At 69.0% G+C, this 23966-nt stretch carries 18 protein-coding genes and 1 tRNA gene; 1 reads left to right on the plus strand and 18 read right to left on the minus strand.

Going from position 1 to position 23966, the window contains the following annotated elements:
- Positions 1-502 precede the first annotated feature (502 nt).
- A complete protein-coding gene (locus CFW40_RS11495; protein ID WP_088797695.1) occupies positions 503-2527 on the minus strand; it encodes a GTPase domain-containing protein in 2025 nt (674 codons plus the stop codon).
- 302 nt (positions 2528-2829) lie between these two features.
- Between CFW40_RS11495 and CFW40_RS11500 the strand changes: the two genes are divergently transcribed.
- Positions 2830-2905: transfer RNA gene (locus CFW40_RS11500), tRNA-Arg, on the plus strand.
- A gap of 906 nt (positions 2906-3811) precedes the next feature.
- Here the strand turns inward: CFW40_RS11500 and CFW40_RS11505 are convergent.
- The 17 genes from CFW40_RS11505 to CFW40_RS11590 all read right to left on the minus strand — a co-directional run bounded on the left by CFW40_RS11505 (position 3812) and on the right by CFW40_RS11590 (position 23519).
- Positions 3812-4132, minus strand: a complete 321-nt coding sequence (locus CFW40_RS11505) for a MerR family transcriptional regulator (protein ID WP_088797696.1) — start codon at positions 4130-4132, stop codon at positions 3812-3814.
- 1819 nt (positions 4133-5951) lie between these two features.
- Positions 5952-6107: a hypothetical protein gene (locus CFW40_RS38000; RefSeq protein WP_256331509.1), complete on the minus strand. Its 156-nt coding sequence runs from the start codon at positions 6105-6107 to the stop codon at positions 5952-5954.
- Between the two features lie 141 nt (positions 6108-6248).
- Complete coding sequence (locus CFW40_RS11515) at positions 6249-6557, minus strand: SCO5918 family protein (RefSeq protein WP_088797697.1); 309 nt, start codon at positions 6555-6557, stop codon at positions 6249-6251.
- A gap of 60 nt (positions 6558-6617) precedes the next feature.
- Positions 6618-7007 carry a CBS domain-containing protein gene (locus tag CFW40_RS11520; RefSeq protein ID WP_088797698.1) on the minus strand — a complete coding sequence of 130 codons (390 nt, stop codon included), beginning with the start codon at positions 7005-7007 and terminating at the stop codon, positions 6618-6620.
- A 62-nt stretch (positions 7008-7069) separates the two neighbouring features.
- Positions 7070-8584, minus strand: coding sequence for a DEAD/DEAH box helicase (locus tag CFW40_RS11525; RefSeq protein WP_088797699.1), 1515 nt, complete (start codon positions 8582-8584; stop codon positions 7070-7072).
- 337 nt (positions 8585-8921) lie between these two features.
- The gene (locus tag CFW40_RS11530) at positions 8922-9125 is read right to left on the minus strand and encodes a cold-shock protein (protein WP_006604711.1); all 204 of its coding nucleotides are present in this window, start codon (positions 9123-9125) and stop codon (positions 8922-8924) included.
- A 997-nt stretch (positions 9126-10122) separates the two neighbouring features.
- Positions 10123-10674, minus strand: a complete 552-nt coding sequence (locus CFW40_RS11540; RefSeq protein ID WP_256331508.1) for a hypothetical protein — start codon at positions 10672-10674, stop codon at positions 10123-10125.
- Positions 10667-11062, minus strand: a complete 396-nt coding sequence (locus tag CFW40_RS38905) for a hypothetical protein (protein WP_371127136.1) — start codon at positions 11060-11062, stop codon at positions 10667-10669. Before CFW40_RS38905 ends, CFW40_RS11540 begins: the two co-directional genes overlap by 8 nt.
- A 355-nt stretch (positions 11063-11417) precedes the next feature.
- A complete protein-coding gene (locus tag CFW40_RS11550) occupies positions 11418-12986 on the minus strand; it encodes an amino acid adenylation domain-containing protein (protein ID WP_088797702.1) in 1569 nt (522 codons plus the stop codon).
- A complete protein-coding gene (locus CFW40_RS11555; protein WP_088797703.1) occupies positions 12983-14533 on the minus strand; it encodes a condensation domain-containing protein in 1551 nt (516 codons plus the stop codon). Before CFW40_RS11555 ends, CFW40_RS11550 begins: the two co-directional genes overlap by 4 nt.
- Positions 14530-15288: a hypothetical protein gene (locus CFW40_RS11560; protein WP_088797704.1), complete on the minus strand. Its 759-nt coding sequence runs from the start codon at positions 15286-15288 to the stop codon at positions 14530-14532. Before CFW40_RS11560 ends, CFW40_RS11555 begins: the two co-directional genes overlap by 4 nt.
- Positions 15285-16808 (minus strand): alpha-amylase family glycosyl hydrolase, encoded by a 1524-nt coding sequence (locus CFW40_RS11565; protein ID WP_176956522.1) that lies wholly within the window; start codon positions 16806-16808, stop codon positions 15285-15287. Before CFW40_RS11565 ends, CFW40_RS11560 begins: the two co-directional genes overlap by 4 nt.
- Positions 16805-17575 (minus strand): NTP transferase domain-containing protein, encoded by a 771-nt coding sequence (locus CFW40_RS11570; protein ID WP_088797705.1) that lies wholly within the window; start codon positions 17573-17575, stop codon positions 16805-16807. The genes CFW40_RS11565 and CFW40_RS11570 overlap by 4 nt, the downstream gene beginning before the upstream one ends.
- Entirely contained in the window at positions 17575-18225 is a 651-nt protein-coding gene (locus CFW40_RS11575; protein WP_088797706.1) for a gamma-glutamyl-gamma-aminobutyrate hydrolase family protein, read from the minus strand. Before CFW40_RS11575 ends, CFW40_RS11570 begins: the two co-directional genes overlap by 1 nt.
- Positions 18222-20900, minus strand: a complete 2679-nt coding sequence (locus tag CFW40_RS11580; RefSeq protein WP_088797707.1) for a PEP-utilizing enzyme — start codon at positions 20898-20900, stop codon at positions 18222-18224. Before CFW40_RS11580 ends, CFW40_RS11575 begins: the two co-directional genes overlap by 4 nt.
- A complete protein-coding gene (locus CFW40_RS11585) occupies positions 20897-22126 on the minus strand; it encodes an MFS transporter (protein WP_088797708.1) in 1230 nt (409 codons plus the stop codon). The genes CFW40_RS11580 and CFW40_RS11585 overlap by 4 nt, the downstream gene beginning before the upstream one ends.
- Positions 22119-23519 (minus strand): acetyl-CoA carboxylase biotin carboxylase subunit family protein, encoded by a 1401-nt coding sequence (locus tag CFW40_RS11590; RefSeq protein WP_176956521.1) that lies wholly within the window; start codon positions 23517-23519, stop codon positions 22119-22121. The genes CFW40_RS11585 and CFW40_RS11590 overlap by 8 nt, the downstream gene beginning before the upstream one ends.
- Positions 23520-23966 lie beyond the last annotated feature (447 nt).

The following is a 23966-nucleotide window of genomic DNA, read 5'->3' on the forward strand; positions in this document are numbered from 1 at the left end:
GACTCAGCATGCGACGCGCCAAACGCCCGCACGCCTGACACACCATGGCTCCCACCCGACGACGCCACACCTGCCACCACGGGCGTCTCCACCCGCTCCTCGCTCCCCGCCAGCCGCCCCAGCGGCCTGGGCACCCCCACATCCCGCGCCCGCCGCGCAATCAGCCCGTCATCCCACGGCCCACCCACCACCGCCGCCCGCACCACCGGCTCCGCCCCCACGCGTGTCTCCCGCTCCCCGCCCTCATCCGGCTCCCGGCCCCCCACAGGCTCCACGAGCGCGTCGTCCCCCTCCACGAGCGCGTCGCCCCCTTCAGCCCTTCCAGGCCCTTGATCCCCTCCAGGCCCTTCAGCCCCTCCAGGCCCGTCAGCCCCCAGCCCCGCCGACGTCACCCAATCCCCCGAAGCCACAGCCTGCCCCGCCCTCTCCTCGGCCTCCCCGTCCCCCGTCTCCCGCCTCTTCCCGGGCCTCTCCCCGGAACCGACCGCCGCCTCGGAATCACTCACCCCGACACCTCCTCCTTCTCCATCTCCCTCTCCATCCCCTTCTCCCTCGCCCTCTCCCGCTCGCCCTCGTCCCGCGCCCGCTTTTGCCTCTCCGACTCCTCCTGCCGCTCCCTCTGCACCAAGGACAGCGCGGCGATCAGCTCCGCCTGCTGGTCCAGCGGCACGGTCAGCCGGTCCAGCGGTGCCAGCCGCCGCTCGCGCTCGCCGTCCAGGGCCCGCTCCACGTACGTGGCCAGGAGCCGGGCACCGCGGTCGCAGAGCCGCAGCGCGGTCTGGGCCCCCAAGAGATCGGCCAGGTTCTCGCCCGCTGTACGGGCCCGCCGGCCGCCGAGCAGGGCGGTGGCCAACAGCGCCGCCGATTCCTCCGGCTCCACCGACCCCGCCCGTTCACCGGCCTGCCCGGCACGCGCCTCACGGGTCTCCTCCTCGGCCAGCTCCTCCAGACAGCGCCGCCAGCGCCGGACGATCACGCCGAGCCGTCCGCCCGCGCCCGTCGCGCCCGCGGCGGCCGACATGGAGACCTCGGTGGCCGCGGGATCCTGCCGCCAGGCACTCGCGGCCCGCTCGTCGGCCTCCTCGACGGCGCAGGTCAGCAGCGAGGTCAGGCCGTCGGTCAGCGCGTCGAGCAGTTCGTCCGACCGACGGCCCGGCCCATGATCACGCCAGTGGGCCCGGGCATCCCCGGACAGCACCTCTCCGGCCGCGACCTCCTGCCGTACCCGCTCCGCGGCCCGCTCGTACGCCTCCTCGACGCGGCCGGCCAGCCGCAGCGCCGCGGCGTGCTGAGCGGCGGCGGCCCCGGCCAGCGCGGGCAGCCGGCTGCGCAGCGAGGCGATCACCCCGGCGGCCGTACGGTCCGCCGCGGCGGTGCGGGCCACGGGGTCCTGGGCATGCCGCTCCAGCCAGCCCCGCAGCGCCGCCACGGCCGTGGCGGGCAGCAGGCCACTCCCGCCGCCGGCCGACTCGGGCAGCTCGGGAATGGTGAACCGCGGGACATGTCCGAGCCCGGCCCGCTGGAGAAGTTCCGCGTACCGCCCGGAAATGTCCGTGGCGATCTGATGCGGCACCCGGTCCAGCACGGTCACCAGCGTGACGTCGTACTCCTTGGCCGTACGCAGCAGATGCCAGGGCACCGCATCCGCGTACCGGGCGGCCGTGGTGACCAGCACCCACACATCCGCCGCGCAGATCAGCTCGGCGGCCAGCTCCCGGTTGCGTGCGACCAGCGAATCGATGTCCGGGGCGTCCAGCAACGCCAGCCCGCTGGGCAAGGCCCGATCCGTCTCGATCCGCACCGTGAGCAGCCCCGCCTCGCCCCCACCCCCCGTCGCAGTCTCACCAGGCCCCCCACCCGGCCCTGCCCCCCTGACACTCCCCACGCCCTCGAACGCCCCACCGTCGTACCCCTCGCCCCCGTACGCCCCACCGCCTCCGCCCCCATAGCCACCACCGGCGCCACGCACGACCGCGCCGCCACCGGCCCCCCGCCCCTCACCCACGTAGTCATAGCCTCCGGCCGCTCCGGCCACTCCGGTCGCTCTGCCGACGCCGCCGACTCCGCCCCCACCGTGCACTCCGTAGTGGCCCGGCCCCAGGCCGTCACCACCCGCCGGGTACTCGTCCTCACCGCCGTCGTCCTGCTCAGGAACCCACACCCGGGCGAGCTGCGGCAGGACTCGCGGCCCGGCGAACCAATGGAGATCATCGGGATGGCAGACCAGTACCGGCGTACGCGTCGTCGGCCGCAGCACCCCCGCTTCCGAGACCCGCCGCCCCACCAGCGAATTCACCAGCGTGGACTTGCCCGCCCCGGTCGATCCGCCGATCACCGCGAGCAGCGGGGCCTGAGGGGAACGCAAACGGGGAATCACATAGTCATCGAGCTGGGCCAGCAGCTCGGCCCGGTTGCGCCGGGCCCGGGCAGCACCCCGAAGTGGCAGTGGAAAGCGTGCGGCGTCGACGCGGTTGCGCAGAACGGACAGTGCGTCGATCAGCCGGGGTCGTACGTCCAAGGTCGCCACATGTGCAGAATGCCCAATTTCGTTGGGTTTTTGAAGCGTATAACCCCTTGTGCGCGCCGCAAGAACCCCCACAGAACGGGATGAGTGACGCATGGGACGTTCGCGACAAGCGCGGCGCAGGCATAACGAGTGCACAACACCCGCCGCACGGGAGGCCAAAAGCGATGCAGGATTCGTACCTGCCTGCGATTATCGGGACCGCTTCACCGAACCTCCACAACGTGCCACGCAGGTGAAGCAACCGGGACGAGGCACCCGGACCTCTATCCTTGTCCGCGGTCCGTGATCCACGCCCACACCCGGCCCCCGTAGCTCAGTGGATAGAGCAGGTGCCTTCTAAGCACTTGGCCGCAGGTTCGAGTCCTGCCGGGGGCGCCATCGCCCGTACGGTGTCCAGCCCTCCCTCGTGGAGGGCTTTTCGCTGGTCAGGGGCGGTTTAGCCGGTCCGGCGCGGCGGCTTCGGCAAGGCCGGAACGACTCCTGGAGGCGGCGGTGGGAGTCCGGCCGAAGTCGGTCTTGTACGGCTCTCGGCGGCTGGTTTTCCCGAAAACTTCCCGAAGGTTTTCGGCGGCCCTTTCACGGCTGTGGGCCCAGCGGGCAGCCGCTGAGGCCCTTCGATCCGCCCCTGGAGTTCGGTCAGCTGTGTCGAGCGCGAGATGCGCAGCTCGCCGCAGGCCGGGCACTGCCTGAGAGCGGAGTACGTCCACCGGCAGTGTGCGCGAAACCGCGTCGAGCTCGGCCGGGGCAGCCTGGACGTTATGTCGCCCACAGCCCCGAGTGGGCGGTGGTGAATCCGGGTGAGGCCTTGCGCGCAGCCTTCACAGCTCTGGAGGAGGAGGTGGCTGCAGGCGCCCTCACTGCCTACGGAGTAGCCACCTGGGACGGATTCGCTACAGGGTGTCTGAGTGTTCCGCAGTTGGACCGGCCGGCCTGAGAGGCGGCCGGTACCGTTGCTCACCACCTGCGTGCGATTCAGTTGTCGGTATCCCCCGTCACCGCAACCGCGTTCCGGCGGGCACTTTACGAACGGGGTCCCATCCGCTCAGGCGGCCCAGCGGGGATGGCAGGTCTTCGCCTCCACGCCGCTGTTCGGAGGCGAACTGCCCGAACTGGTCACGCGTGAGCTCGCGGACCTTCTGGGGCCGGATCTCAGCCTCGATGTAGGCCCTCCTGGACCTCGGTGCGGCGGACGGGCCTGGTTCCGGGTGCCGGCCCGGCCGCCGGGGCAAACGTTGTCGCCGCCGCAGTGGTGCTCAGCTCGGGCAGGTCGGTCTCGCAACGCTGTTACGAGGTGCGGGTGCGCAGGTCTTCGTTGATGCGCTGGGCTTCTTCGAGTTGGTCTTCGAGGATGATGATGCGGCAGGCTGCTTCGATGGGGGTGCCGGCGTCGACGAGTTCGCGGGCTCGGGCGGCGATGCGTAGTTGGTAGCGGGAGTAGCGGCGGTGACCGCCTTCGGAGCGCAGCGGGGTGATCAGGCGGTGTTCGCCGAGGGCGCGGAGGAAGGCGGGGGCGGTGCCGATCATTTCGGCGGCCCGGCCCATGGTGTAGGCGGGGTAGTCGTCGTCGTCGAACTTGTCGACGGGGCGGGGACTGCGAGGGGGCATAGACCTCTTCTTTCGGGGACGCATCGAGGGGCCCGAGTGCCGTTCCGGCACCCGGGCCCCGAGCTTTCAACACCATCTACCGGCTGACTGCGCCGGCTTTCTTGTTCCGCCGGCCCGCCTGGGAGGGCGGGGCTGCGGGGATCGCGGATGCGTGACCGGGGACCACCTTCCAATCCGGGGCCTGCGGTACCCGAGCGGTCTTCTTCCTCGCCCGGGCGATCCTGATGGCGTCTGCTCCTTACCTCATTCGGTTACTCGGTTGTACTGCTGGATATCGGGTACTGCATGCGACCCCTGGGGCCGCTCGGCCCGGCAGTCAGTGAAGGAACCACCAATTCCGGCCCCGTCGCTCCACTGCCGTTCCGCGTCCTGCTCTGACCTGCTTGCACGGCAGTTCATCTCTGCCGTGCCCTCTTCGACTTCTTGGGTACGGGGAAACACTAACCTCCGCACGCGCCCATGTCTACGCTCGCCGTGACAGATTTTCTCAACAGCCAGAGAGCGGACTTCTGCCTCATGCGCACCCGGAAGAGTGCCATTCGGGTTGGCCGGCCCGGCGGGCACAAGCTGAGCCCGGCGGCACAACCGACTCAAGCGGGGTGTGGGCGCAGGAACGACATGACGACAACCCACACGATAGCTCCGAGGCCCCCTCTCACCTTCGAGGACGACAGCCCCGCCGGCCTCCCACCCGCCCGCGGCGCAACCCGTGCCTTCGCCGACAGCCTCACCCCGGCCCGGCTTCCGGTACTGGGGTGAGGTTGTCGGTGAATGCGCGGGTCGCCTCGCGGGCCCGGTGGACACTGTCCGGGCTTTTGCCCCGCACCACGGCCGGTACGCGAGGAGGGGCGCTGCTGATCTTCGCGCCATTCCTGCGCATACGCCCCACCTGTGACCTGTTGCGCCTTTTGCCGTGACAGGCAGTGCGCCCGCCTCTTCGGTTCCCACACCCCGGCAACGCGCTACCTGGTGCAGGTTTCACCAGGTGTGGCCGACAGAAGCTCGACCACCGCCCTCACAGAAAATCTGCCGCGTCGGCGATAGACATGCGACCTCGCAGGGGTTAGTGTTTTCGTCGTAGCCAAGAGATCGAAGGCACGGCAGAGGTCGAACTGCCGCGCGTGCAGTGCCAGAAGAGGCACGGCAGTGGAGTCGCGGGGCCGAAAGATGTGCACAAGGGCCCCGCGACTGACTGCCGGGCCGGGCGGCCCCCGGGGCCGCGAGCGGAACAGCCGATCCGCAGGAGCAAGCAGGTCGGCAGGAGGATGAGAAGGAGGCAGACGCCATCAGGATCGCCCGGGCGAGGAAGTGAGTCCGCTCGGGTACCGCAGGCCCCGGATTGGAAGGTGGTCCCCGGTCACGCAGCCGCGATCCCCGCACTTCCCGCCCTCTCCCGGGCGACGGTGCGGAAACAGAAGGCCGGCACCGCAGTAAGCCGGCAGATGGTGTTCAAACCCCTCGGGGCCCTGGTGCGTGTTCGGCACCAGGGCCCCGCGATGCATTCCCCGCCATCCGAACTCCGTTTCCGCGCCCGAGCACGGCCGCCGTGCCCCGGGGACGTTCAGCCGGCGTCGGACAGCCTGACCCCACAGCAGCCAGGCAGACGAGCTCGGCCGATATCGTCGCCGGAGCTGTTCGCCATCAGCCTGACGCGAACCGGACTGAGCACCGCGGTCGAGGTGTCCCCTGACCTCGCGGCAGCGTCCGAGCCTCCGCGCCTGTGAACATGGGGCGGACGAGGCATACCAGCCGGCGCACCGCCGTGGTCAGCAGACGGCGAGGGAGATGGCGGTGTAGCGCGCGGTGAAGCCGGCCACGGTCAGGGCGTGGAAGGGGCCGGGACCGTCGCGGCATGGAGCCAGCCGCGAAGCTTCGGCTTCATCGGCTCCACCAGGTCGGCCGCCCGCTCCGCCAGCGCGGCAGCCGGGTGAGGGCCCTCCCCGGCGCTGTCCGTGGTCGTCCAGGGCGCAGTCATCACCGGACGGCCGGCCCCGAGGCGGTGGCGGACTTCCAGGTACTCGAGGGGGTCGGAACGGCTAGGACCGTCTTCCGCTCTCGCTCTTCCGGCCGCTGAGTTGGCCGCTGCCGGGCGGATTCTTTGCCCACAGCGGTCCGGTCAGGCTTGAGCCGGGTGCCCCAGCAAGGCCGACGCCGTCTCCAGTGGTGTGAGACCGGCCGGTGGCACGAGCGCGGCAGCCGGGCGGCACACGAAGCCGAGGCGGCTCAGGGCTCGGGTCACTTCACCGGCGGAGAAGTCACGGCGATCCTGCCGGGTGATGATCTCCCCGACCTGCTTGACGGGGTAATGGCGGCGACCGATGAGCACGGACTCACCTGTGATGGGTTCGGCTTTGATGCCCTTCATCGCATCCTGCACCTCGGTCTTGAGCAGGTCGAAAGGGAAGCGGGCGATGACGACGCGCATAGTGCCTCTACAAGGTCGAAGAGAAGCCGGAAACGGATCGCCGGCCTGGGCGGAGAGGGATCAACGGGTGAGGACCACGACGCCCAGGGCGTGCCCGTCCTCACCGATCACGGGTGAGGCCCGCAGCGCGCGTTGACGCATGGCGCGTTCCGCGTCGTGTGCAGACATCATGGGCGAAGTGAAGGGCCCACGGTCGTAGATGAGGTCCCGCAGCCGGGTCTCCTCGGTGTACCAGGAGCCCCGGTGGTGGGCTGTCATCTGGGAGCGGGTGATCAGGCCCGTACACCGCCCGTCCTCGTCACGGACGAGGAGATGGTCGGCACGGGCCCCGATGAGGACGGACAGGGCCACGTCGACGATCATGTCGTCGCCGACCTGTGGTCCCGGCGACGACATGACGTCGCCGGCTGCCCTGTCGGAACGGTCCGCCTGGGGGTAGCTCTGCAGCATCAACGAAAGCCTCCGTGACAATGGTGATCCGACGAACCGAGCGTGATCGTTCCGGAACCGGCCTAGGCGGCCGGGGCCGAGGAGGTCTGCCGCGCAGTCGGTGTCGCGGTTCGGGCTGATCCTGCGGCACGGCGGGCCTGGGCGGGGCGGCTGCGGCGGCCGCGTGTGGAGGAGCCGCTGCGCTTGGTGCGTTCGACGACCGGTGCGGCGATGGTGACCGGGGTACCGGAGGGTGCCTGGGCGCCGGTGATGCGGCTCAGCTCGGCCTCGCCCGAGCGGACCTGGGTGGTCTGCGGGGTGATGCCCGCGTCCGCCATCAGGCGGTTCATGGTGCGGCGCTGGTTGGGCAGGACGAGGGTGACGACGCTGCCGGACTCGCCGGCGCGCGCGGTACGGCCGCCGCGGTGCAGGTAGTCCTTGTGGTCGCTGGGCGGGTCGACGTTGACGACGAGGTCGAGGTTGTCGACGTGGATGCCGCGGGCGGCGACGTTGGTGGCCACCAGGACGGTGACATGGCCGGTCTTGAACTGGGCCAGGGTGCGGGTGCGCTGGGGCTGGGACTTGCCGCCGTGCAGGGCCGCGGCGCGGACACCGCTGTTCAGCAGGTGCTTGGTGAGGCTGTCCACGGCGTGCTTGGTGTCCAGGAACATGATCGACCGACCTTCGCGGGCGGCGATCTCCGTGGTGGTGGCGTGCTTGTCGGCGCCGTGGACGTGCAGCACGTGGTGCTCCATCGTCGTGACCGCGCCCGCCGAGGGGTCGACGGAGTGGACCACGGGGTCGGTCAGGTAACGCCGGACCAGCAGGTCGACGTTGCGGTCCAGGGTGGCCGAGAAGAGCATCCGCTGCCCCTCGGGACGGACCTGGTCGAGCAGCGCGGTGACCTGGGGCATGAAGCCCATGTCGGCCATCTGGTCGGCCTCGTCCAGCACGGTGATGCCGACCTGGTTCAGCCGGCAGTCACCGCGCTGGATGAGGTCCTTGAGCCGTCCCGGCGTGGCGACGACCACCTCGGCCCCGCCGCGCAGTGCGCTGGACTGGCGGCCGATCGACATTCCGCCGACGACGGTGGCCAGCCGCAGCTTGAGCGACCGGGCGTAGGGGGTGAGGGCGTCGGTGACCTGCTGGGCCAGTTCCCGGGTGGGGACCAGGACCAGTGCCAGCGGCTGGCGGGGCTCGGCGCGCTGCCCGGCGGTACGGGCCAGCAGGGCCAGACCGAAGGCGAGAGTCTTGCCCGATCCCGTACGTCCGCGGCCGAGAACGTCGCGTCCGGCCAGCGAGTTCGGCAGCGTGGCGGCCTGGATCGGGAACGGGGCGGACATGCCTTCCGCACTGAGGGCCGCCAGCAGCGCCGGCGGCATGTCCAGCTCGGCGAAAGTCTCGGCCGGGGGCAGGGCGGGAGTGTGGGTGACGGGCAGGGCGAACTCTCCCTGCAGTGCCGCGGGACGCCGTCCGGAGCCCCCGGAACGCCCGGTGCCCGAGCGGTTCGGCCCACCGGAGCGGTAGCCGCCGCGGCCTGAGCCGGACGAGCCGGCAGAGCGGGAGTAGCGGTCATTCGTGCGAGCTGTGCGGTTCATGGAGAACCTTCCTCGATGCGGTACGTCGAGGAATTCCCGGCGGCAATGAGCCGCACACAAAGAATCGCAAGAACGAACCGATGAAATGGGATGAAACGAAGCGGGGAGAAAATGTGTCGCCCCTGCACGCCGAAGCGGGACCGGAAATTTCGCAAAGAAGAGCGAAACAGCTGCCGGATCGTCATTCGGGCGGATTGCCGCCGCATCATGGCGGTCGGGAGTCGAACTTGCCCGCGCGCTTGCCGCGTGTGCGGCCATTGCGGGGAACGCGGGAACCCCGAAAAGCAACGAGCTGGGGCCGCACCCAAGGTGCGGGCCCCAGCTACGGTGTAACGCGTCAGGCGGGAACGATGTTCTCGGCCTGCGGGCCCTTCTGGCCCTGCGTGACGTCGAAGTTCACCTTCTGGCCTTCCTGCAGCTCGCGGAAGCCCTGGGCGGCGATGTTCGAGTAGTGGGCGAAGACGTCAGCGCCGCCACCCTCCTGCTCGATGAAGCCGAAACCCTTTTCCGCGTTGAACCACTTCACGGTGCCAGTAGCCATGTCATATCTCCTTCGGGGCAGTGCCCGGAGCCCACACCCTGCGAGCTCCGTATCGCTGCGTTGATTGCCCGTCCGGAAACAAACACCGGAAATACGAAAGCGCTCCGCCGTGTACGACGGCGAGCACGCTTGAAGTCTTGGGAACCACAACTGCAACTGAGATCGACGGTAGCACGGTACTGGCGACCATGCCCGGCACATGATCCCGACGCTTACGGGAGCGTAAAAAACCCCTACCGCACCAGTGGCCATTTCTGTAGTCGCGGCGTGAGATATTCGGCATCAGCGCTCGCCCGCATTCGGCCGGAAAATGCGTCGACCCCTCGCCCGACCGGGCTCCGCAGGCACGGGCCGGACGCCGCCCTCGGCGCCTGCCCCGACCGCACCGCACGACCGTCGGGGGCAGCACGGCGCAGCACGCCAGGAGCGGCGTGCCGGGCGAGCTCGCGGGGGCGGGGCATGAAGCCCCTTTTCCGCAGGCCGACCCACGGGCAGCGCAGACATCCCGGCACGCGGCGCCCGGCCACGGGGAAAACTTTCGTCTGTTGCCGCAGTTGAGGAAAAACTACACCGACAACAGCAGATATCGGCAGTACGCCCGCTCCCTGAGGGCCGTCGGCGAAGACTCGCCGTCCCGCTGCGCCCCGAAGGCGGCGATCCCGCTACTCCCGCTGCCGGCTGCACACCGCGGGCCCGATGAGTCAGCGGCCTGGGCGGCGCCACTCGTGTACTCGTCGAACTCGCGTCGGCTGATGCCGGTTTGAGTAGGAGCGGGGGCGTAGAGGACCACGGTGGTGCCGGGTGGCGCGGCGACGCGCTGTCGGCGCACCTCGACCGTCTTGCTGCCCGCCAGGATCGCGGTAGCCCTATTGAAAGCGTCCCCACCAGGCGCCTTCTAAGCACTTGGCCGCAGGTTCGAGTCCTGCCGGGGGCGCTCCGCCAGACCCTCCCCTTCGGGAGGGTCCTTTTGCTGGTCCTTGCCGAGCACACCGGCGCGTCAGCCGACGAGGCCGGCCCGTCGCAGCAGCCTCAGCCAGTCGTCGTACTCCGCCAACTCGTCGTCGATCGACGCAAGCCGTGCGTACTCCATGGTGGCCAGCTGCTCCAGAAAGAACGCCTCCAGCCCGGGCGCGAGCCGCTCGAAGCGCTCCGCGTCGACCCACTCGCCGTCGTCGTCCGGGATGCCGAGGACGGCGCCGTCTGCGCGGTCGAGGAATACCGGCGCCTCGTTGATCATCCCGACGCAGAACAGCTTCTCCGGGCACAGCCCCAGCGGGGAGTCGGCCACCGGCCCGCAGTAGAACTGGTGCTCCTCGGCCTCCTCCAGGCCGAAGAGCTGCACGGACGGCCCGCAGCTTGCACCGTCCAGCACACGGCAGAAGTCCAGAAACTCCCGCGGCGCCCCGTCGGCCTCCGAGGTGGCTGCCGTCTCCTCGTCGATCGTCCCACCGAGCGTGAACCGGAGCAGGTCCGGGCTTTCCGCCAGCGCCGACCGCAGGGCGTCCACCGTCGCGCTCAGACGGGACGGTCCCGGATTCGCGTCAGTCATCCGGCCACCACCCGACATCGGTATCGATCGGATTGCCGTCCGGAAGCTTGCCGATCTGCGGGCGGATCCGCTGCGTGCCGATCGCGAAGTTCGTCGTCCGGTCGAACCTCCGCACGCCACGCCTCCGGACCACCGGTCTGGAACTCGTTGACGTGGTCGGGTTGCATTTTACGGGCGGCCACCGCGCCCCCTCGGCGACCTCGGGGGCGTCCTTGTGGTTCCTGCGGATCGGGCCATCCCTCACGACCAGCTCCTGACCCGGGTGCAGGCCGATCCGGCGCGAGAGCTGTCCGGCGAACATGCGGTGCAGGCGCGCCAGGCGGAAGGTCGCGTGACTCACCGGCCGGCCGTGACCGGTACCGACAGTGGCCTCCTGCCCCGCATCCACCGGTCCTCCCCGGCTCCCGGGCGTCCGTGCCGCGGCACCTCACAACTCCCGAGGAAGAAGACCATCACCACTGCTTTCGATCCGATCGTCCTGGGCGGCAAGCACCTGACGAACCGCCTCGTGACGACGCCGATGACCCGCAGCCGCGCCTACGGGCCGGGGGCGCCGAGCCGACCGAGCTGATGGCGACGTACTAGGGGCGGCGCGCCGGGACAGACCCTGCTCGTCCACGGCGCCGGCGGCGGCGTGGGCACCGTCGCGGTGCGGTTGGCCGCCGCCCGCGGCACCCGCCTGCACCGCCGACTCGCCGACACCCTCCCGCACACCCCGAGGTCATATGGCCCGGGGCCAGGGTTCAGCAGGTGATGTCCTTCGGCTCGGCTGGGGGTGGCGCCGCCGCCGGCCGGCGGGGGAACAGCAATTCGGCCAGTGCCCGCCGGTCAAGCTTTCCGCTTGGCGTCAGCGGAAGGGAAGGAAGCGACCGCACGATATCCGGCACCATATATGCGGGAAGAGAGCGCGACAGCTCTCGCCGTATCGTTTCCGCGTCCACTCCCGCAGCGGCCTGGGAGACGACCGCGGCGACCAGGACATGCGCGCCTGCCCGTGTCGGGCGTGCGATAACCGCTCCGTCGGAAATTCCGGAGACAGCCCGGAGCCAGAATTCGATTTCGGCGAGTTCGATACGGAAACCGCGCACCTTGACCTGGTCATCGTTGCGGCCAAGATACTCGATCCCGTCGGCCGACTTTCGCCCCAGGTCTCCCGTTCGATATTCCCGCACCACTCCCTTTGCGGTCGGCTTCGTCCTGAATCGGTCGGCGGTCAGGGTGTCCCGGTTCAGGTACCCGAGTGCGATGCTCTCGCCACTGACGCAGATTTCACCCGTGACACCTTCTTCGACGGGCCTGCCCACCGGGTCGCAGACCTCCACCGTGAGGTGCGGCAAGGCGTGCCCGATCGGCGATCTGACCTGGCCCTGCAGTGTCTTTGAGTCAAGGATCTTCGCGGTCGCGTAGATGGTCGTCTCCGTCGGCCCGTACAGGTTGATCGCCGTCAGGAGCTGCCCCTGCTGCTGATCGACATCGGCGAGGAACGAGGAGACGGTGGGCAGGTCGACGGATTCGCCGGCCAGGAGCAGGTACCGGAGACGCAAAGGACGCGGCGCCCGGTGACAGGCTAGCGCCAGGAAGCGGAAGACCGACGGCACCTGGCTGTACACCGTGACCTGCCGGCTGGACAGCAATTCCAGGAATGCTTCCGGTGACATGGCGGTCTCGCTGTCGACGAGAACCGCGCAGGCTCCGGTCGCCCAAGCACCCCACAGCTCGGAAACCGAAACGTCGAAACTGAGCGAATGACTGACGCTCCAGACGTCGTGCTCGTTCACCTCGACCAATTGCAGGAAAGCGTCGAGGAATCGGCACACATGACGGTGCGTGATCAGGCAGCCTTTCGGCGTTCCGGTCGACCCGGAGGTGTAGATGACGTAGGCGAGCGCCGAGTCGTCGGTCGAAGCGGCGGCCACGCGCCCCGAAGTCGGCGCAAGAAGGGCCGGATCGACGAGCCTGATGCCGAGTCCGAGGGCCTTTGCACCGGCAGTCGGGCCCACGACCACCCGCACCCGGGAATCGTCCAGGATGAAGCGCACCCGCTCGGCCGGATGGCTGGGGTCGAGCGGTACGTACGCCGCGCCGAGCCGCAAGATCGCCAGCAGGCCGATCGCGGCCGAGGGCCCGCGGTCGGCGAGGACGCCCACAAGGTCACCCGGCCGCACGCCTTCACCGGCCAGTGCGTTGGCGGTGGCGGCCGCCCGCATGTCGAGCTCGCGGTAGGTATAGGTCAGGTCACCGGCGCTCAGCGCAACTCGTTCCGGGAAGCGCGCCACGGTCGTGGCAAAGATCTCGGACAATGTGGCGGTCATGCTGCCGCCGCCAGGGCCCGGGTTGCCGAGTCGAGCAGAGGTTCAACTGGTGCGGTGGGGTCGTGCACCATGGCTTCCACCGTGTCGGCATAGGCGCGGCACAATGCCTGCGCCGCCGACGGCGTCAACGTATCGGACCGGTAGAGGGCCCAGAGCGCCAGACTGCCGTCGGGCTGCAGCGTCGCTGACATGTCGAAAGCACGGCGCGACGTTCGTGGCGGAATCGTCGCCGACAACGCACCGACCGTGTCCCCCAGCCGAAGCGACGGGGCAGCCATGCCCGGAGCGTCCTGCAGGGAAAACTTCATGTCGAAGTAGTCAGGATTTCCGGAGAGGTCGACCAGCTCTTCCATGTGTACCTCGGCTCGCGCATTCGATTCGAACCACCAGGCACGGCAGTGCTCGACCAGATCGGCGGCGGTCCCGGTGATCTTCTCGGCACGTGTCAGCCGTCCGTTGGCGATGTAGCCGATGGTGTTCGCGAGTTCCGGCAGGTAGCGACTCGCGGTGGAGGAGCCGACGATCAGGTCGTCGTCGGTGCGTGCCGCGCGTGCCGCGATCAGGTAGGCGGCCAGCAGCACGTGAAAGGGGGACGCTGCCGCGGTGCGGGCAACGCGGCGCACGCCCTCCATGACCGGCGTCCCGATGCCGGCCCGAACGGACTCCGCCAGTCCGGGGGCACCGGACGCCGAACGCAAGCCGGCGAGCCACGGCTTGGGGCCCTGGTAGCCGGCGAGCCGGTCGCGCCACCAGCCGAGGGCGTCGTGCCGGGTGCCGCGCGCATCGAGGTCGGCCTGCCATCGCGCGTAGTCGCTGTACCGGAGTTCCAAGGCGGCCGCCGGTTCCCGGCCTTCGTATGCCGCCTCGATGGTGCGCAGAAGGACGTCGAGCGACCATCCGTCGAACAGGGCGTGGCTCGCGCGCAGGTGCAGCCGGCACCGCCCGGCCTCGTCGGTCTTCAGCTCGCATCCGAACAGGTCCTGGTCGAGAACCCCACCGATACCCGATGCGGTCCACTCCGCCCGTCGAAAGGATGCGGTGCCGGCCGGCGCAACGAGCTGGGCGTAGCCGTCTCCCGCGCGGATCAGGCGGGTACGCAACGCGGGCTGCAGCTCGGCCGCGACGGTCAGTGCCCTGTGCAGCCGGTCTGCGTCCACGGCTCCGTCCAGCGTGAAGACCCAGCCGAGGTCATAGTGCAGGTAGTGTCCCGGCCCGTCGAGCAGGGCGAGCATCGACCGCTGCTGCAGCGTGACCGGATGGCGGCCGGTCACCGCCTCCGCCGGTAAGGCGGTGTCGTCGTCCGGCTGCAACGCCTGCAGGCGGGACACGAAGTCGCTGAGCACAGGGTGGTCGAGGACCAGTCTGACGTCGACGTCGAGGCCGAGGGTTTCACGGATACGGGTGACGACCTGGACCGCCAGGATCGAGAACCCGCCGAGCTCGTAGAAGTCGTCGTCGCCGGTGATGTCGTCAAATCCGAGAAGCTGTGCCCAGATGTCGATGACCTCGGTCATGAGGTCCGGCGTGGTGGTGTTCACGGTGGTCATGGCTGGATCTCCTCGGCGAGGTGGGGTGAGCTGTTCCGCAACGGGATCCGGGCCGCAAGGTGGGAGCGCAACACCAGGTCATCCATGGTGTCCATCAGCCAGAGCTCGGACAGCGGCAAGCGCACCGCGATGCGGTTTTGATGGGTGGCCACGATGGCGCGGAGCCGGTGGTACGCGGCGCCGGTGACATCACCGGAGAGCTGCAGATAGCCGGCCAGGAGGGGACGGTGCTCCGCGCCGGTCCGGGTGCGCAGTTGCGCGAGCGCGGTCGCGGATGCCCGGTCTGCCGCCTGTACCGGAAGGTAGATCCTTCCGGTGTTGAAGCGTCCGATCCACGGCCCGCGGACCAACACTTCGATGCGTCGGTCCAGTCGAGCGGGGAGTTCTGCGCCTTCTTGGAGTCCTCCGACGAGGGTGGCGTGCATGCGGTCGGCTCGCATGGCGACTCCGGGCCACCAGACGCTCGACGCGACCTCGCTACGGCGGAGATCGTCGAGAAAGGCGGTGATACCGGTATCGGCGGCCAGCCGCCGGCTGTCGACCGGAACCACGACCGAGCGGATCGGTGGCCAGTACTCGGCCACGCCGGCGTCGGGTCCGAGAGGGGCTCTGGCGCGGCTGTTGAGCAGAGGCAGTTGCCGTTCACGATAGCGCTGGTCCAATATCAGCGCCTCGTTGGCCGCCCAGTCGTACGCGGCAGCTTGCCGGGACAGATCCGTGAGGGGATCCAGCAGGGGCGCGGTTGCTTCGCTCATCGGCGCTCTCCATGATCCGTGGTCAGCCACCGCAGGCCGTAGGCGCGGATGGTGTGCGGCGTGTCCGGCTCGGCTCGGCTCAGCAGGTCGCTCAGACCGTGGAGGTCGTGCGGAACCGGCTGTACCTCGTCCGTCACGTTGACCAGGACCGTGATCGTGTCCAGGCCGCTGCCGCGGGTGAATCCGAGGATCCCGGGCGGGGTGTCCAGCAGAGCGAAGGCGGCCTCCGGCCGGAAGGCCCGAGGATGCCGGGCGCGGACATCCAGCAACTCGGCCATGCGCCGAAAGCACCGCGCGGCCGGGGACCGCGGCTCGGCCAGGAGCGCCGCGACGTCAAGATGTTTCGCGCGCCCTCCGGCCCGCGGCTCGCCGTGCTCGCGTGCCAACTCCGGGTCGTACGGCAGGGCGAACAGCGAAGGCAGGTAGATCTGCGTGACACCGGGCAGCGTGAGCGCGATGGCTTGTGCGGCGATGTGCCGGTCGAGCGTGGCCCCTGAGTCGGCGAGCAGGCTGCCGAACGTGGTGTTCAGCTCGTATACGGCACCGTTACGGACCTGAACGCCCCCGCCACAGCGCTGTGCCCGGGCGGCGAGGGCATCGACAGCCGCGGCCGGCAGCGGGGGGTCGTGGGGACGCAGGTAGAGGCCGTCATGGGTGGCGGTGATGTTGATTCCACTCGGCTGACGCCCGGCAGGCAGGGCGGCCAGCCATGTCCGCAGTGCGGCGCTGTCACCCGCCAGCAGCGTGTGCGCGATGAGTGGGGGAAGGGCGTAGCGGTAGGCGGCGTCGGCTCCCGTGCGCCGTCGGTAGTCAAGGTGCGGCGCCAGGTCGTCATCGACTTCGGCGATGACATAGTTCCCGGGGGCCCGGCGGCGGGCGGCAGCGACCAACTGCCGGGCGACGTCGAACGTCCCGTCGGCGTGGATGCTGAGACTGCCCGGTTCCTTCCAGGCGAACGCGAGTGAGTCGAGCCGCACCGCCGCTCCGGTCCGTTCGACCAGCCGGGTGAGCTCGTCGGCCATCGCCGTCAGCAGACGCGGACTGCGATAGTTCACATCGATCTGGCCGCGGCTGTAGGACGTCCACACGTCCACCGGCCGACCGGTGTGGTCGCTGAATTGCGACACGGGAAGCCCGGCCCGCGGGCGGGCGAGTTTGCTGAGGTCCCAGCTGGCGTCGACCCGGATGAAGAAGTCGGTGACCTCATCGTCGTTGGCGAGGAACCGGGTGAACCACGGGTGGCTCGCGCTCACGTGGTTGACGACGAAGTCGAGAATCAGCGTCGTCGACGTCGACAGCGCTTCGATGTCATCCCAGGTGCCGAAGGCGCCCTCGACCGTGGTGTAGTCCTGGACGGCGAACCCGAAATCGCCGGTTGCCAGGTACGGCGGCAGCAGATGCACCGCGTCGATGGCGCCGCCGAACCGTCCGACGAACCTGGTGAGTGCCGCCAGACTCGATACGCCTGCCTCCGCCTTCACATGGTCCGGATACGCCTGCAGGATCACTGAAGGTGTCACTGGCCGGACCCGCTTTCGGCGATGCGGCACAGCCGGTCGAGTTTCCCCTCGGCGTGGAGGGATCGATACAGCTCCAGATCGGTCTCCGTGTCGATCTCGAGCCAGCCACCGGCCACCGGAATCGCAGCGACCGCCGGCCCGGCACTGATCATCTGGTCGACGAGCGTCGTCATGTCCATCTGGTCCCGCGTGGCGGCCGGCAGCGCGCGTAGCCAGTCGATGCCTTCGGCCCGCAGCCGGAGCACGCCCATGAATTGCGCCTGCACGTCGCCATAACCGCCCGGACGACCGCCGATGCGGGTGAGGCGACTGCCGTCGGCGGACAGCAACAGGGTTTCCGCGTCGGCGAGCGGGTCCGGCATCCGTTGCTGCCAGAGCTCCCGCCAGCGGGTGTTGACCGGCAGTACGCAGGCCGCTTCGCTCGGTGCGAGGGCGGCCTCTATCACCTTCTGCTCGAAGACGATGTCTCCATAGACGACCAGGACGTCGTGCGGCCAGCCGAGAGCGTCGAGGCCGACGGCCAAGCTGCCCACGATATTCGTCGTGGTCGCCCGTTCGTTGACTATCACGCTGTGGGCCGGCGGGCGGAGCTGGGCGGCCCGGGTGCCGCCCACGACCGTCGCCGACACTCCCGGAAACGCGGCAAGCATCCGAAGGGAGCGCTCCAGGAGGCTGGTGCCGGCCAGCTCCACCAGGCACTTGGGGCGATCGGCGGTGTAGCGTCCGAGGCGGGTACCCTCGCCGGCGGCCAGAACCAGTGCATCCATCAAGTTTTCCTCGCGAATAGGCGCTTCAAGAGAAGGTCGAGTGACACGGTGTTGCCGGGCCGCTCCGGATGCCACAGAATCCCCACTTCACGTGCGGCCCGGGAGCTGAACGCCTCGACCGTGCCGTCGCCGGCACCTGCGAGGGTCACCAGGCCCTCCGGCTCACCGGTGCACCGGTAGGCGTGAAAGGAGTTCACCACTCCGGGGCCTACGCCGGCGTCGGTCCCGTCGGCGGTGGGAACGAGTGCATGCGTCCCGGATGTATGGCCGGTTACCGCGGTGAGGGTTCCGCCGGCGTCCCGCCAGAGCAGCTGTGCTCCGCGGCACACCCCGAGGACGGCCCGGCCGAGTGATCGTGCCCAGTCGAGGCCGGTCCGCTCCACCTGCTCGCGGACGGCGTCCGGCGTTTGGCCACCGGGGACGCCGGAGAGGTCGCCGCCACCCGACAGGATGATCCCGGCCGAGGACGTGCCGTGGCACAGGGCGAACTCGGCCGCGTCGGGGTCATTGGGCAGGGGGACCAGGCGGACTCCCCACCGCTGCGCCCGGTCATGCCATCGACGGTCGAGTCCGTCGTGTCCGGCCGCGTCCGGGCCTGCGTGGACCAGGCGTTGGGTGATGAAGACCGGGAGTGGCGTCGGGTCGGTCATAGCGGCATGACCCGGCGTGCGCCGCAGTCCAGATCGATCGCCTTCTCCCGCACGATGCGGTGAAACAGCTTCTCGCCGACACCGATCGCAGCCGGAACGGACAGCTCCGCGGCACGGATGGCCATGTGGGAGTTGGCGCCGCCGTAACGCGTGACGAGCCCGGCGATCGGATAGCCGAAGATCCAGTCGTGGCCGGGGTCGGCCGCCTCGATGACGACCACCGATCCGCTGGGGTCGGTGACCCTTCCGTCGATGACGGTGATCAGGGCCCGTACGCGTCCGTGCCCGATGAAGTTCGGTGCTGCCGCAGCGACCTCGAACCAGCGCAGGCGATCGGGGCCGTCGCAGTATTCGGGCAACCGGACATGCGCGCTGTGCTCGAAGGCTCGGCGTCGGCTGGCGGCCACTGCCCGGAGCTGCCCGACGTCGCCGGCCCAGTCACCGGGCGGCATCCACAGATCGCCGATGCGCAGGTACGCCAGTTCCGCGCGGGAGATGCCGCGCGCCTGATAGTGGCGGGCGATCGTCTCCAGGGCATCGGAGAGATGCCTGGTGAAGTCGAACTTCACCCGCTCGCGCAATTCGATGGCGTCGCTGATGAAGCGTGCGAGATCGGCCGCCGGCAAGTCGACTCCGAGGCTTCGCAGCGCATCGGAGACCTGGCTGGTGCTCGCGGTCGGCCAGGGCAGGATACGGGTGACCGCGGCGCGTGGACGGGGTTGGGCGAAGTGCGCCAGGAAGCTGTCGGGATCGCTGCCGTAGGTGGGCGACTCGATGTCGTAGGTGCCGGGCCGGAGGTGCCGGTAGCGCGACAGGAACGTTGACCACGGCAGCTGCCCTGCCGCCACCTGCTGCCCCTCGCTGACCAGCTCGTTGGACACGGTGTGCAAGCTGGTCATGAACGCATCGAGGTGATCGGACGTGCTCAGTCCGACGTCGACGAGGGTGCGTACGAACGACATCGCGACGAAGCCGGCGCGGGCGGCGTCCGCGAACGTCGGGGTCCCGTCGCATCGGATGAAGGCCAGCTTGCGTTCGGCGGTGGCCAGATCCGCTGCGTCGGAGTCGATCCTGGCCGAGCGCTCGAAGTAGGTCTCTGCCTGTTGCGGAACGCCGAGGGCCCGGGTGGTCACCGACAGCAGACCACGGCGGAGCGCTTCCACCTGATCGGCGGTGAACCCGGCGGCGCCGAGCCCGGTGGCGTTCTCGGGCCACCGGAAGTCGAGACAGGTAGCCGCGATGTCGAATTCGATCTTGTCGTGCAGGTGCGGTGCGCGCCGGAGGGTGTCCGTGTAGTGCCGGACGAGGCGCTGGGCGAGACCGTCGTCGACGGTCGCCGGTATGAAGGAGCTCAGGCAGGCCCGCACATCGACGAATGCGTACCCGGCGACATCCACCATCAAGGGAACGCCCCGCAGATCCCGGTACCCGAGTCGATGACGACTTTGCGCCCACACCTCGTCGGTGATGAGGTACTCGTACAGCGACCGGGCCAGCGGTTTGGGGCGAAACCCGATCATCTCCGCCGGATTCCAGTCCGACATTCCGCTGAGTTGCACTCCGGCACCGAGCGTCGGGGCCGCGCGGACGCCGGCCATGCTGCGTTTCGCGGTGTGCACACCGATGGCGTAGGAGGTGTCCGGCATCGTCTCCTGAGGTGACCTGCCGCCGAGCCGACGTACCTGCAGCAGAACGATGCCGTCGTACTCGGCGGTCAACGCGAACTCGATGTCCAGCTCGTCACAGCCGATGAGCTCTTCGAGCTCCCGGGCGAGGGAGGTGGCCGCGGTCACCCAAGCCGGCATGCCGGTCACGGCAGGGGCGTCCCGGGCGACATAGAAGGTCCGGCTGTTGCCGCTGCCCTGGGTCACCGTGTCGGTCCGGCCGGATGAATCATCACATTCGATGACGTAGTAAGGGGCCTTCGTCAGGGGCTCCCGCGTGGTGATGACGCCTGCAGCCTGCACCGAGGTGAGGGCCGGCTGGATCAGGATCTCGTCGCCCGGCCGGGTCTGGAGGTAGGAGGACCAGACCTGAGTACAGGCGGCTTCGACGGCCTCCCGGTCGCGGGGGTCGATGCCGATGACCGACTCGTACGCGCCGGCTTTGGACTCCAGCCAGGTGTCCTCGGAAGCGGCCGAGCTACGCACCACAATGAGCGGAACGCCGGCGAACTGCGTGGCGATCTCCTCAAGCACCTCGGTTTTCGCCCACCGCCAGCGGACATCGGTGACGGTAAGCTGCGGCAAGGTGTGTCCGCCGGTCAGTTTGTCGACGAGCCGGCCGAGGGTCTGTGCCTTGGTGCCGAGCAGGAATCGCGCCCGGGTGTCCCGGCCGTCGTCGTCGGTCCAGTCGGTGACATCGATGCGGACCGGGCAGCCGGTTCCTTCCGCGCAGACCACGCGAGCCAGCAGCATTCCGTTGCCGAAGACCTCGACGCAGGCGGCATCGTCGGCCGGCGGTGTGGGGTGCGGTAATCGGAAGAAGGCGTGCCGGTACAGCGTCACCGAGGCGCTGGGCGGCAGCCCCAGACGGGAAAACTGATCGCGCGCATGCTCCAGCACGGCCGCACGGCGTCTCGGGTGGGTCGCGGGTGGGATCAGGTCGTCCGCCCAGACCAGGCGGAACTCGCTCAAGGTGGCCGACCGGCCGAGCTGTGGCAGCGCCGAGGTCATGCCGTCACCTCCCCGGCCGTGGCGTCGGTGGCTGCACGCAGCCGGGCGCAGACCAGTGCCAACACCAGGATCACCACGAGCATCGCCACCCAGTACCCGGTGAACGACAGGTATCCGGCCGCGAACGCGGCTGCGGCACTACCGACGGTGCTGCTGCCCGTGAAGGCGGCGCTGAATGCGGAACTGTAGGCACCGCGTCCGGAGAGCGGTGAGATATCGAGCAACAGAACCGGAAAAGCCGGGCTGAACAAGCATTCCCCCAGTCCGAAGAGAGCAGCGAAAAGGAACATTCCCGCCACCCCGTAACCGGCGAGACCACACACGGCGGCGAGCAGCGCGGCGACCGCCCAGAGCGCACACATCACCATCGGCAGCTTCTGCACGGTGATGCGTCGGGCCACCCGCGTGATCGCCAGCTGCGCGCCGACGATCACGGCGGTGTTGACGGCGACGAAAGCACCAACCGTCCACGAGGCCGCGTGAAGTGTGTTGAGCAGCAGGAGCGGCGCGGCCGTCTCCAGCTGAGCGAAGCCTGCAATCATGGCGATGCTCGCCGCGGCGAGCAGCAGACGCAGCCGTCGGTCGCCCAGTGCGCCGACAATTCCTCTGGACGACGCACTGTCCGAAGCCCCCGCTGCCTCGGCCCGGGTGGCCAGCAGCACCGTCAGGCCGAGCACTGCGTACGACAGCCCGTTGAGCGTGAAAGCCAACTGGTAACCACTCACCTGATGGGTACGCGTGACCCATGCGCCGAGCAGCGCCCCCACCCCGAGGCCAAGATTGATGATCATGTAATTGACGCTGAACAAGCGAGGCCGCTCAGCGGCTGAGCCGAACCCTCGCATCAGGCCCGGTAACGCGGCGTTGAACACGCCATTGCCGGCTCCGATTATCACGAGCGGAAGCGCGACGAACGCCGTGCGACCGGCGAGCAGCACATAGCCGCCCAGTTGGAGCATGGTTCCCGCGACCACAACGATGCGACTGCCGAAGCGGTCGATGACACGGGCGACGGAAAGAGCGCTGACGAGATTCGCCAGTGCCAGCAGGCTCAGCAAAGCACCGGTGACCGCCGAACTGTGTCCCAGCACCGTGTGCAGGTAGTAACCGAGCAAGGGCAACGCGAGCCCGGTACCGATGGATGATGCGGCAAAAGCTGCCCAAAAGATCCACAGACGGGGAATCGCCGCAGCTCGAATACCCCGATCCGCGCTCAGCTCAGTCACGGTTCTCTTCCCCGCTGTCCCGGTGGCCGCTCAACAGTTCGTGCGCATGTCCGAGATCGCGGGCGGGGATTCCTACCACGCCGTGGGCCGTCTCGAATTCGAAGACGAGCAGGTCCAGTGCTCGATCCACGGCAGTCATCATGGCCTCGAAAGTGGCGGCCTCGCCGAAGACACCGCCGAGATTCAAGGTCGCGACGCCGCCGGCAAGCTCTGTTCCCACTCCGACGAACGCGCGGTACGCCGTGATATCGGGAACCTTGGCAACCTCGCGGAGTCCTCGTACCCGCACGAGCCGGCTGGGACAGGTCGGAGCGGGGCAGTAATACTGGAAATACACCCGGTCCAGCTCTAGTTCTTTGACCGTGACGGGCCGGCCGACAGCGACGCGCCCTCCCAGCTCCACGAGGTCGAGCCCGGCGGCACGTTGCGCCAGTTCCGCCTGCAAGCCGCCGAGTCGGCCGTTGACCTCGATGATGCGCGGGCCGCTCCGGGTGAGTTTGACCTCGACATGGGCGAATCCCGACCGGATCCCGACGGCGCCGACCGCGGTAACGGCAAGGGAACGGACCTGGTCGGCCTGCACATCGGACAGATGAGCCGGCCAGAACTGCCCCGTCTCGCGAAACGGCGGCAGTTGGGGAAATTTCCCCGAGATCATGAGGACGTCCACGACTCCGTCGATGACGAGGCATTCGACGGAAACGTAGTCACCGATTCTTCCGTTCGGTTGGCCGACCAGGTACTCCTCCACCACCAAAGAGTCCTCGGCACCGTCCAGTAGCTGCGCCACCAGTGCCGCGCCCTGTGCCTCGTCCGTGATGTGGAACGTATTCCGGCTCGCCGCGCCACGCATCGGCTTGACGACCGCCGGCAGGCCAACAGCGGTCACCGCTTCGACCCACTCGGAAGCGTCGCCAATGCGCCGACAGCGCACCGGCGACACACCTGCATCGGCAAGCGCCATACGCTGCGGATACTTCTCGGTCAGCTTGGTGAGGGTCGGAGCATCGTGGAAGGGCACTTCGAGTGCAGCGGCCAAAGCGCCGGTCAGCGGTAACGCATCCTCGCTGAATGTGACGATGCCGGCGATGTTATGGGCTTTCATCTCGCGCACGGCGTGGTCAAAACCATTATCGAGCGTCACCAGGTGACCCGCCCGGGCCAGCAGAGGGCGAGCGGCCGTCGCGGCCGCAGAGGGCGCCGCCACCAGAACCGCCGGGCCGATCTTTTGGACCGCGGCACCGATCTCCTGAGCAGAAGCCGCGCCCGAGTCGAACACGACCGCAAGAGGACCGGTCGGGCTTGCCGATCCCTCGCCGGACGGCGTCTGCGCCTCATACCGGTCGACGCTTTTTTCGCGCGCAGCCACGCGCTGGTGAATCCTGTTGATCACCGAACCTCCCCCGTTCGGGGACGGACCATACATAGATCATTCACACGGCACAAGGGAATTCGATCTCTGTTGTGGATCGCCAAAACCGCTTTGCTCTTGATCGCCGGAGCAGCTCCGGAGGTCCGCGCGGAAGGCGGTGAAACGCCCTCCGTCGCAGTTCACAGCCGAGGCAGTCGCTGTGCACCCGTCCGGCCGGAAGTGGCGCCCGAGCCGGTCGCCGAGGCTCCGGAGGCAAGACCGAAGTCGTCCACAACTGTTGTCAAGTGGCCGAAAGCTGTGTGTGGGAATCCTTTTCACGTGGCATCGCCTGATCCGCTCGCAGCGGCCCGCCCGGCCGGCGCCCGGCGTAAGGGGTTGTGCGCCGGGCGGAGTGGTGGGCGCTGGAGGGGTCGACGGGGGCGCAGGGGACAGTCCGGCGTGAGTGCGGGGTGACCGGAGCCCCCGGGA

Source organism: Streptomyces sp. 2114.4 (assembly GCF_900187385.1).
Taxonomy (GTDB): Bacteria; Actinomycetota; Actinomycetes; order Streptomycetales; family Streptomycetaceae; genus Streptomyces; species Streptomyces mooreae.

Bases quoted from the DNA above. Each gene is read 5' to 3' on its own strand.
- CFW40_RS11560 (WP_088797704.1), bottom strand. From the start codon at position 15,288: ATGAGCGAAGCAACCGCGCCCCTGCTGGATCCCCTCACGGATCTGTCC.
- CFW40_RS11580 (WP_088797707.1), bottom strand. From the start codon at position 20,900: ATGACCTCGGCGCTGCCACAGCTCGGCCGGTCGGCCACCTTGAGCGAG.
- CFW40_RS38000 (WP_256331509.1), bottom strand. From the start codon at position 6,107: ATGACTGCGCCCTGGACGACCACGGACAGCGCCGGGGAGGGCCCTCAC.
- CFW40_RS11540 (WP_256331508.1), bottom strand. From the start codon at position 10,674: ATGACTGACGCGAATCCGGGACCGTCCCGTCTGAGCGCGACGGTGGAC.
- CFW40_RS11520 (WP_088797698.1), bottom strand. From the start codon at position 7,007: ATGCTGCAGAGCTACCCCCAGGCGGACCGTTCCGACAGGGCAGCCGGC.
- CFW40_RS11575 (WP_088797706.1), bottom strand. From the start codon at position 18,225: ATGACCGACCCGACGCCACTCCCGGTCTTCATCACCCAACGCCTGGTC.
- CFW40_RS11530 (WP_006604711.1), bottom strand. From the start codon at position 9,125: ATGGCTACTGGCACCGTGAAGTGGTTCAACGCGGAAAAGGGTTTCGGC.
- CFW40_RS11555 (WP_088797703.1), bottom strand. From the start codon at position 14,533: ATGACCACCGTGAACACCACCACGCCGGACCTCATGACCGAGGTCATC.
- CFW40_RS11525 (WP_088797699.1), bottom strand. From the start codon at position 8,584: ATGAACCGCACAGCTCGCACGAATGACCGCTACTCCCGCTCTGCCGGC.
- CFW40_RS11505 (WP_088797696.1), bottom strand. From the start codon at position 4,132: ATGCCCCCTCGCAGTCCCCGCCCCGTCGACAAGTTCGACGACGACGAC.
- CFW40_RS11515 (WP_088797697.1), bottom strand. From the start codon at position 6,557: ATGCGCGTCGTCATCGCCCGCTTCCCTTTCGACCTGCTCAAGACCGAG.
- CFW40_RS11570 (WP_088797705.1), bottom strand. From the start codon at position 17,575: ATGGATGCACTGGTTCTGGCCGCCGGCGAGGGTACCCGCCTCGGACGC.
- CFW40_RS11550 (WP_088797702.1), bottom strand. From the start codon at position 12,986: ATGACCGCCACATTGTCCGAGATCTTTGCCACGACCGTGGCGCGCTTC.